This window comes from Saccharibacillus qingshengii (genome assembly GCF_013185195.1).
Lineage (GTDB): Bacteria > Bacillota > Bacilli > Paenibacillales > Paenibacillaceae > Saccharibacillus > Saccharibacillus qingshengii.
In genome coordinates this window covers 57,756-66,186 of record NZ_JAAZWC010000027.1, presented here as the reverse complement: position 1 = coordinate 66,186, position 8,431 = coordinate 57,756, and the positions used below count along the sequence as shown (strand labels likewise).

General features: G+C 56.1%; 5 protein-coding genes and 2 tRNA genes. 4 read left to right on the top strand and 3 right to left on the bottom strand.

Annotated features, from left to right (window positions below):
* Nucleotides 1-128: 128 nt before the first annotated feature.
* The 4 genes from HRQ60_RS19125 to HRQ60_RS19110 all read left to right on the top strand — a co-directional run bounded on the left by HRQ60_RS19125 (nt 129) and on the right by HRQ60_RS19110 (nt 5,642).
* Nucleotides 129-1,721: a glycoside hydrolase family 32 protein gene (locus tag HRQ60_RS19125; RefSeq protein ID WP_172198912.1), complete on the top strand. Its 1,593-nt coding sequence runs from the start codon at nt 129-131 to the stop codon at nt 1,719-1,721.
* Nucleotides 1,718-2,716: a PfkB family carbohydrate kinase gene (locus tag HRQ60_RS19120; RefSeq protein ID WP_172198909.1), complete on the top strand. Its 999-nt coding sequence runs from the start codon at nt 1,718-1,720 to the stop codon at nt 2,714-2,716. The genes HRQ60_RS19125 and HRQ60_RS19120 overlap by 4 nt, the downstream gene beginning before the upstream one ends.
* Before the next feature lie 5 nt (nt 2,717-2,721).
* On the top strand, nt 2,722-4,752 hold the full coding sequence (locus HRQ60_RS19115; RefSeq protein WP_172198906.1) for a sucrose-specific PTS transporter subunit IIBC: 2,031 nt from the start codon (nt 2,722-2,724) through the stop codon (nt 4,750-4,752).
* 197 nt (nt 4,753-4,949) lie between these two features.
* Nucleotides 4,950-5,642, top strand: coding sequence for a hypothetical protein (locus HRQ60_RS19110; protein WP_172198903.1), 693 nt, complete (start codon nt 4,950-4,952; stop codon nt 5,640-5,642).
* Between the two features lie 196 nt (nt 5,643-5,838).
* On the opposite strand, the gene HRQ60_RS19105 is transcribed toward HRQ60_RS19110, so the two are convergent.
* The 3 genes from HRQ60_RS19105 to HRQ60_RS19095 form a co-directional block, all read right to left on the bottom strand.
* Nucleotides 5,839-5,909: transfer RNA gene (locus HRQ60_RS19105), tRNA-Gly, on the bottom strand.
* A gap of 30 nt (nt 5,910-5,939) precedes the next feature.
* Nucleotides 5,940-6,016 (bottom strand) — tRNA-Pro (locus HRQ60_RS19100).
* Between the two features lie 164 nt (nt 6,017-6,180).
* Complete coding sequence (locus HRQ60_RS19095; protein WP_172198900.1) at nt 6,181-8,334, bottom strand: putative bifunctional diguanylate cyclase/phosphodiesterase; 2,154 nt, start codon at nt 8,332-8,334, stop codon at nt 6,181-6,183.
* Nucleotides 8,335-8,431: the final 97 nt, after the last annotated feature.

Here is an 8,431-nt window from a genome sequence, read left to right as displayed (position 1 = left end):
CCGCAAATGTCTAGGCTGGAAGTCTACACACGAATCGTTTCAGGACGAAGTGTTGCACTTGGATTGACAATCCGTCAAATAAAAACGGAACCGGTTCCCGAAATAAATGCGGAGGAATGCCTACTCTTATGAACATGACGCGCGAACAAAAATACCGGCTGCTCCGGCAGACGGAACCTGGCGAGTTGGAGAGGTTGGCGAAACAGGCGGACGGCTGCGGCTGGCGCCAGACGTACCATATCCAACCCCACGCCGGACTGCTGAACGACCCCAACGGTTTTGCTTATTACAACGGCAAGTATCATCTGTTCTATCAATGGTTCCCTCTGGGGACGGACCACGGAATGAAATACTGGTACCACGTTGTCTCTACGGATCTGGCCTCTTGGACCGATGCCGGCATCGGATTGGAGCCGGGCGGTCCGTACGATTCGCACGGAGCCTACTCCGGCAGCGCGATCGAAAAAGACGGCCGGCTGTATCTGATGTATACCGGCAACACGCGCGACGAAGACTGGGTACGCCGTCCCTATCAATGCCTCGCCATCATGGACGAAACGGGAGCAATCACGAAACGGGAACTGCCTGTCCTTTCGAACGTTCCCGGCGGCTATACCGATCATTTCCGCGACCCCAAAGTCTGGAAAGACGGCGATTCCTACTGGTGCGTGATCGGTGCGCAGCGCAGCGATCTGACCGGAGCCGCGGTGCTGTACCGTTCGTCCGACCTGTTGGACTGGACGTTCGCGGGCGAGATCAAGACTTCGCTGCCTGATTTCGGCTATATGTGGGAATGCCCGGATTATTTTGAACTGGACGGCGCCGGTCTGCTGCTGCTCTGCCCTCAGGGCGTGGAACCAGAAGGCGAACACTTCCGCAACATTTACCAGTCGGGCTATCTGCTTGGCGATCCCCTGAATACGAAGAACGGCACATTCAAGCACGGGGCCTTCGCGGAACTTGACCGCGGCTTCGATTTCTATGCGCCGCAGACGACCGAAGGACCTGGCGGACAGCGAATCCTGGTCGGCTGGATGGGACTTCCCGACCTGACGTATCCGACGGACGACCGAGGCTGGGCGCACTGCCTGACTCTGCCGAGGGAACTGTCGCTGCGCGGCGGTCGGCTGATTCAGCGGCCGGCGGCCGGACTGCGGAATCTGCGCGGCGAGTCGCGCTCTTTCTCCGCCGCTTGGGCTGACGGACGCCGAAGCTTCGACGGAATCGAAGGCACCGCCTACGAGCTGCTGGTGGAGATAACGCCTGCACACCCAAGCGCTTCCGATGTCGGACACGCAGACGGACTCCCCGAGAGCGGAAGCGGCCGGTTCGGCGTCGAATTCCGCACCGGCGCCGAGGAACGCACGGTGCTGACCTATGACGCGGGCAGCCGTACGGTCACGCTCGACCGTTCCCGCTCCGGCCCTCCGCTTAGCCTCGACTACGGAACGACGCGCAGCTGCACGCTGGGCGGCGAACCCGGCGACACCGCTGTGGAGTTCCGCTTATTCGTGGACACCTCATCCGTCGAAATTTTCGTCAACGACGGCGAAGAAGTCTTTACCGCGCGCTTGTTCCCCGATTCCGCCAGCACCGGTATTACGTTTTTTGCGGACGGGGGCAGCGCGGCATTCAAAGGTTCATATTGGCCGTACAACGCAGGCGCGATTCCGCGCGGACTGCCAGCCGGCTTGGCCGACTACGGGAAGGTGAGACCATGAGCCGGCTGTACGCGATCGGCGAAGTGCTGATCGATTTTATTCCGCTGCAAAAAGGCTGCGCGCTCAAAGACGTGACTGCATTCGAACGCGCACCCGGCGGAGCTCCCGCAAATGTAGCGGCCGCCGCGGCCAAATACGGCGCTTCCGCCGCCGTCCTGACCAAACTCGGCACCGATGCGTTTGGCGACTTCCTGATTGAAGCGCTGCGGCAGGCCGGCGTGGATACACGCCATATTCTGCGTACCGACGAAGCAAATACGGGGCTTGCCTTCGTCTCGCTGAGAGAAAACGGCGAACGCGACTTCTCCTTCTATCGGAATCCGTCCGCCGACCTGCTGCTGTCAGAAAGCGAGATCGACGCGCAGCTGTTCCAAGCCGGCGATATCCTGCATTTCGGCTCGGTCGACCTTGTCGAAAGCCCGATGAAACAGGCGCACCGCAAAGCCATTCGCGCCGTCAAGGCAGCCGGAGGCCTCGTCAGCTTCGATCCCAATGTCCGGCTTCCGCTGTGGACACACGCCGAAGACTGCCGACGCGCCATTTTGGAATTTTTGCCGAAAGCCCATCTGGTCAAAATATCGGACGAAGAACTGACGTTCATTACCGGCATCGAAGACGAGGAGACCGCGATCTCTTCGCTATTCCGCGGTGACGTGCAGGCGGTCGTCTACACGCGCGGCCCCGGCGGAGCGCAGCTGCATACGGCCGCCGGCCGCTACAACGCTCCCGGCTTCACCGTCGATGCCCAGGATACGACCGGCGCAGGCGACGCTTTTGTCGGCGGACTGCTGCTGCATCTGCTGGAATGCGGCGCCAATCCTGCGAATCTGACGGCCGTGCTTGACGAACATCATGCCGAAATCCTCCGGTTCGCCAATGCGAGCGGAGCCCTGACCACCACGAACAAAGGCGCCATTTCCGCTCTGCCGGAACGCGCCGCCGTCGAAGCCCTTATGCAGTCGCAGCCCCTCCACCCCCTATCCGGAAAGGAATGACTCTTATGTCCGAAAACCGCGACATCGCCCGCGAAGTCGTCGAAGCTATCGGCGGCAAAGAAAATATCGCCTCGTTCGCGCACTGCGCAACCCGGCTGCGCATCATGGTCCGCGACAAAGACAAGATTGACCAGAATCGAATCGAGAATACCGACAAAGTCAAAGGTGCCTTTTTCAATTCCGGCCAATATCAGATCATCTTCGGAACCGGCACCGTCAACCGGATATTTGAAGAAGTCGAACGGCTCGGCATCGACAGCACCTCCAAAGAAGAGATCAAAAGCGAAGGCAAAAAACAGGGCAATGCGTTCCAACGTGCCATCCGCACGTTCGGCGACGTCTTCGTCCCGATCATTCCCGTGCTCGTCGCGACCGGCCTGTTCATGGGCCTGCGCGGCCTGCTGACGCAGGATTTGGTCCTGTCATGGTTCGGCCTCACGCCGGGCAGCATCCCGCCGAATTTCCTGCTGTTCACGCAGGTGCTGACCGACACGGCGTTCGCGTTCCTGCCGGCGCTCGTCGCCTGGTCCGCGTTCCGCGTCTTCGGCGGCAGTCCCGTGCTCGGGATCGTGCTGGGCCTAATGCTCGTCAATCCGGCGCTGCCGAATGCCTACGCCGTCGCCGACGGCAGCGCCGAAGCGCTGACGATGTTCGGTTTCATACCGGTTGTCGGCTATCAGGGTTCCGTGCTGCCGGCGTTCTTCGTTGGCCTGCTCGGCGCGAAGTTCGAGAAATTTCTACGCAAAAGAGTACCCGAAGCGCTTGATCTGATTCTGACGCCGTTCGTCACGCTGCTCGTCATGATCACGCTTGGACTGTTCGCGATCGGACCGGTATTCCACTCGCTGGAGAACGTCGTCCTGCACGGCACCACGTACCTGCTCGACCTGCCTTTCGGCATCGCGGGCCTGCTGATCGGCTTTTTCCATCAGATCGTCGTCGTCACCGGCGTGCATCATATCTTCAACTTCCTGGAGATCCAACTGCTGGAGCAGACCGGTTCCAATCCGTTCAACGCGATCATCACCTGCGCCATGGCGGCTCAGGGCGCGGCCTGTCTGGCCGTTGGCCTGAAGACCAAGAATGCCAAGCTCAAAGCGCTCGCGCTGCCGTCTTCGCTGTCGGCGTTCCTCGGCATTACCGAACCTGCGATCTTCGGCGTCAACCTGCGCTACATGAAACCGTTCGTCATGGGGCTGATCGGCGGCGCGGCTGGCGGCTTCCTCGCTTCGCTGCTGCATCTTGCGGGCACGGGCATGGCGGTCACCGTCATTCCGGGCGCCCTGCTGTATCTGAACGATCAGCTCCCGATGTACATCCTGTGCAACGTAGTCGGGGCGGCAGTCGCCTTTACGTTGACCTGGCTGTTCGGTTACAAAGACGAGCCTGCGGTCGAAGCAGAACGCCTGAACACCGGCAGCATGTCCGCTGTATCTGCAGCCGGAACTCCGGCCGCCAAAGCGCCAATGAACGCGGAGATCCCAGCACCTGCCCCCGTATCCGCAAAAGCCCGAGAGAACGCTCTATCCAGCGATCCGGATGAAGTTCCGTTCTCGTCCCTTTCGGTCCTCTCTCCGATAACGGGACGCGCGGTTCCGTTATCGGAAGTTCCCGATCCGGCTTTCTCCGAAGGACATATGGGCCGGGGCTTGGCCATCGTGCCGTCGGAAGGGTTGGTCGTGGCTCCGTTCGACTGCACCGGCGCGCATGTAATGGACAAAAGCAAGCACGCCGTAATCTTGGAACACGACAGCGGCGCACAGCTTCTGATCCATGTCGGGATCAATACGGTATCGCTCAAAGGGACCGGGTTCACCGTCCACGTCCAGAGCGGCGAACGCGTAACGTCGAGGCAGCCGCTGCTCGAATTCGATCTGGATGTGATCCATGCGGCAGGCCTCTCGTCCGTCACGCCGGTGATCGTTCCTGACGGGCTTGATGCCGTACTGGACGTATATCCGCGGCCGGCAGGAATCGTCGCGGCAGGTCAGCAGACCGTTCTCGACGTACGAGTAACAGCGGAAGTTATGGCTTGATTCGGTGTATTTAACTTGAATATGATTTTACCGTTAGACGAACAAAAACCGCCGGAGAACTCTAGGCGGTTTTTGTTCGTCTTTTTTTCGCTTACTATTTCCAACACTTTTGGTAGTATGAGTTTTTTCATTGTTTTGCTTGCTAACTATATTTATAGTACAAAAGAAGTTATATATTTAGGTAAAGGAGATTTTTTATGAAAAATGGAAAGAAAAGAATTATCCTACTTGTTAGCGCTCTTCTTCTTGTAGGTGCTCCAGCAGCTTATGCCGCCTCTTCTTCAATTGTTAAAGGTACAGTTCTAGCCTATCATTATGTAGTTAACAACGTGAAATCTACAACTGCGGCTTCAAAAACGCAGGCGATTACAGTTGACGGAAAAACGTACCTCCCCATCGAAATGGTTGAGGAAGGAACTCAAACTAACCTAACAGTCGATTCAAAATCCAAAACCATTACATTTGGCGAGAAAAACATGAACACTCCACTTCAAAAATTGATTACAAATTATAATGAATATCAAGCCACCAAAAATCCTGCTTACACGAATATCGATGGTAAGTCTTTTGCAAGCGTGCTTGCTGCCGAAGAACACGGATATCGCACCCTTCACTTGAAACCCAAGGCAGGTTATCAAACGCTTCATTTGGAAGTTGCTACTTTACAAGACGTAGCTCAAACAGAATCTCAACAAGGAGATGCTTCCGCTTACACGATAATTGATGCGGACACGAACAAAGATTTGTTTTCTTTTTCCGCAAAAGTCGGAGAAGGTATTCAATCTTACGACATCAATATTGCAGGTATAAGAGAACTCAAGATTCAATCTTATCTACTTGCCTTCGATCTGCCTACCGATGTCATCCTGCCTACTTCATATCTTAAATAAGCTTTTAAAAGGTATAAAGAATGCAAGCATCCTCTTTTTTTCGTTTATTGGCAGATGACCGCCAAGTTTCTGACCGCATATAAAAAGCCCACTTTAGTCAGTGACTAAAGTGGGCTTTTTATGACAGGCTAAATGACCCGTTCCTAAAAAACAAAAACCGCTGCATCGCAGCGGTTTCTTGCAAGACTTGCTCTAAAGCGGGTGATGGGAATCGAACCCACGCTACCAGCTTGGAAGGCTGGAGTTCTACCATTGAACTACACCCGCACAAATCAATATGATGTTGTTAAAAAATAATGGTCGGGACGACACGATTTGAACATGCGACCCCCTGGTCCCAAACCAGGTGCTCTACCAAGCTGAGCTACGTCCCGACATTGTGTATTGCCTTTTGGCTGTCACGTCCTCTTGAGGACAAGAAATAATATACCACGCCCAGAAAAAGTTTGCAAGCATTATTTCAAAAAAGGTATACGGCCGATTCGAATCGGCCGTATACCTTTTGGCTTGACTTGCTGATGCAGCAGTCTCAAGCCGCTTAACCGAGCTTTTTTTGCTGCAAAAACATTCGTTCGAATCGCCCTGCAGGGACCGGCCGACTGAACAGGAATCCTTGGGCTTCATGGCAGCGTTGGCTGCGCAGGAACGCAAGCTGCTCTTCGTTCTCCACGCCTTCCGCCGTTACTTTCAGCTTCAGGTGATGCGCCATCGAAGCGATCGTCGAGACGATCGCTGCATCGCTCTCGCCGCTCATCACTTCGCTGACAAAGGAACGATCGATCTTGAGACGGTCGATCGGCATGTTTTTCAAATAATGCAGCGAACTGTACCCTGTGCCAAAATCGTCGATACTGATATGCAGGCCGAGCTGCTTGAAGCGCTTGAGCTGCTCGAAAGCGGCATCTTTGTCCACGGTCATGCTCTCGGTAATCTCAAGTTCCACATACTGCGGATCGAGGCCGATCTCTTCGAGCATCTGTCCGATCTGTTCCGCAAGCCGGGGCTGTCGGAATTGGCGGATCGACAGATTGATGGACATGCAGAGCGGAGCATATCCTTTGGACTGCCATTCCTTGTTCTGCCGGCAGGCTTCGTGCAGCACCCATTCGCCCAGCGGCACAATCAGACCGCATTCTTCCGCCAAAGGAATAAATTCGCCGGGAGACACGGGTCCCCGCGTCGGATGATTCCAGCGCACGAGCGCCTCCATGCCCAAAATCCCGCCGTTTTCGACCGACATTTTAGGCTGGTACTCCAGGAAGAATTCGCCGCGTTCCAATCCTTTGCGCAGATCGCTTTCCAGAATCAGCTTCTCGCGGGCGATCATCGTCATGCCTTTGGAGAAACGTTTAACTTCGGAGCCTTGCTCCTTGGCCAGATGGACGGCCGCATCGGCGCTTTGCAGCAGTCCGTCTGCGGCATGACCGTCTTCCGGGTAGACCGAGATACCCGCGGACAAGGCGACATAATGTTCCATTCCGCCTACGTTGACCGGACGCTCGAACTCTTCGAGCAGCGCCTGTGCACGATGCATGGCTTCCTCGCCTCCGCTTTCCGGCAGAACGACCGCAAATTCGTCTCCGCCGGTACGGAATACTTCTTCGCTCCCTTTGAGGCGGCTCTGCAGCGTTTCCGAGACGATACCGAGCAGACGATCGCCCGCCTCGTAACCGAGCGAATCATTGATCGTCTTGAAACGGTTGATATTGAGCACCATCAGTGCCGTCTTGCCGGAATAGGCTTCTTCAAGCCGTGTGTTCAGCCTCGCATACAGACTTCGGCGGTTCGGCAGACCCGTGAGTTCGTCATTATAAGCCAGGAATTCGATCCGATCTTCCGCCTGACGCTGTTCCCGCAGAGGTTCGGCAATCGCCAGGCGAAGGCCCTGGCTTACCAGAACGGCATAAGCCAGCGCATGAAGCGCGGAAGCGATCAGCAGCGCAACTCCAGGGGAGGCGGCTGCCTGAAGCATCAGAATCTGGGCGATCGCCACGATCCCCAGAGACTGCACCGCGACCCACAGCGCTTTGATGCGCAGGCGAACATAACGGACACACAGATGGACCGCGGCGATTCCGGCCCCTGCCAGAGCCAGGATCGTCAAGACCCGCTCAACGCCGCTCCACTGATCGGCAGGAAGCGCGGAGCGCACGAAGAACAGCAATCCCGCTGCAGCCAATGCAGCCAAAGGGAGTCCGAAATACATCAAACGGCCGGGAATCCGTCCCTGTCGATCGGGAAGGGCGAACAAGAGTACAAGTCCAAGCGAATAGACAAGAGCCGCCAGCGAGAGCAGCCATTCCGTGCCGGAGCTTCCCGGCTTCGTCTCGGTTATAAAAGCATATAAATGAGTCAGCAGGTACAGCAGTTCGATCGCACCGGCCGCTCCCATGAGCTTGACCATGCGTTTGCTGTAGCTGCCGATCCTGCGGTCAAAAAGCGGAGTGGCATGGAAATAAACCGTCAAGCAGGCCGTAACCGAAAAGCAGGCCGTCAGTAGAGATAAAGCGGGGGCCCATCGGCTGTCGGCGCCTGCGGCGTAGAAGAACATTTCTACAGCTTCGCATGCAAGAACGAGAAGAAAGACGGAAAAGGTGTAGAGCTTCAGTTGGCGGATCGCCGGGGTTGTATGCATGAACTCACTTCCGTCCTGCTGGGATGTCATAAAATCGATCAGTCTCACCTTCGTCATAGATTCTACGCCGTCTTGCTTTCTCCTGCCTGGCCTCACCAAATCCGGATATTTTCTTTTTGAAGCATAAAAAAGGCTCCCTGTCGGAACCTTCCTT

What these genes read in the sequence shown, in the direction of transcription:
- HRQ60_RS19125 (WP_172198912.1), top strand. Translation starts at nt 129, where the DNA reads ATGAACATGACGCGCGAACAAAAATACCGGCTGCTCCGGCAGACGGAA.
- HRQ60_RS19120 (WP_172198909.1), top strand. Translation starts at nt 1,718, where the DNA reads ATGAGCCGGCTGTACGCGATCGGCGAAGTGCTGATCGATTTTATTCCG.
- HRQ60_RS19115 (WP_172198906.1), top strand. Translation starts at nt 2,722, where the DNA reads ATGTCCGAAAACCGCGACATCGCCCGCGAAGTCGTCGAAGCTATCGGC.
- HRQ60_RS19110 (WP_172198903.1), top strand. Translation starts at nt 4,950, where the DNA reads ATGAAAAATGGAAAGAAAAGAATTATCCTACTTGTTAGCGCTCTTCTT.
- HRQ60_RS19095 (WP_172198900.1), bottom strand. Translation starts at nt 8,334, where the DNA reads ATGACGAAGGTGAGACTGATCGATTTTATGACATCCCAGCAGGACGGA.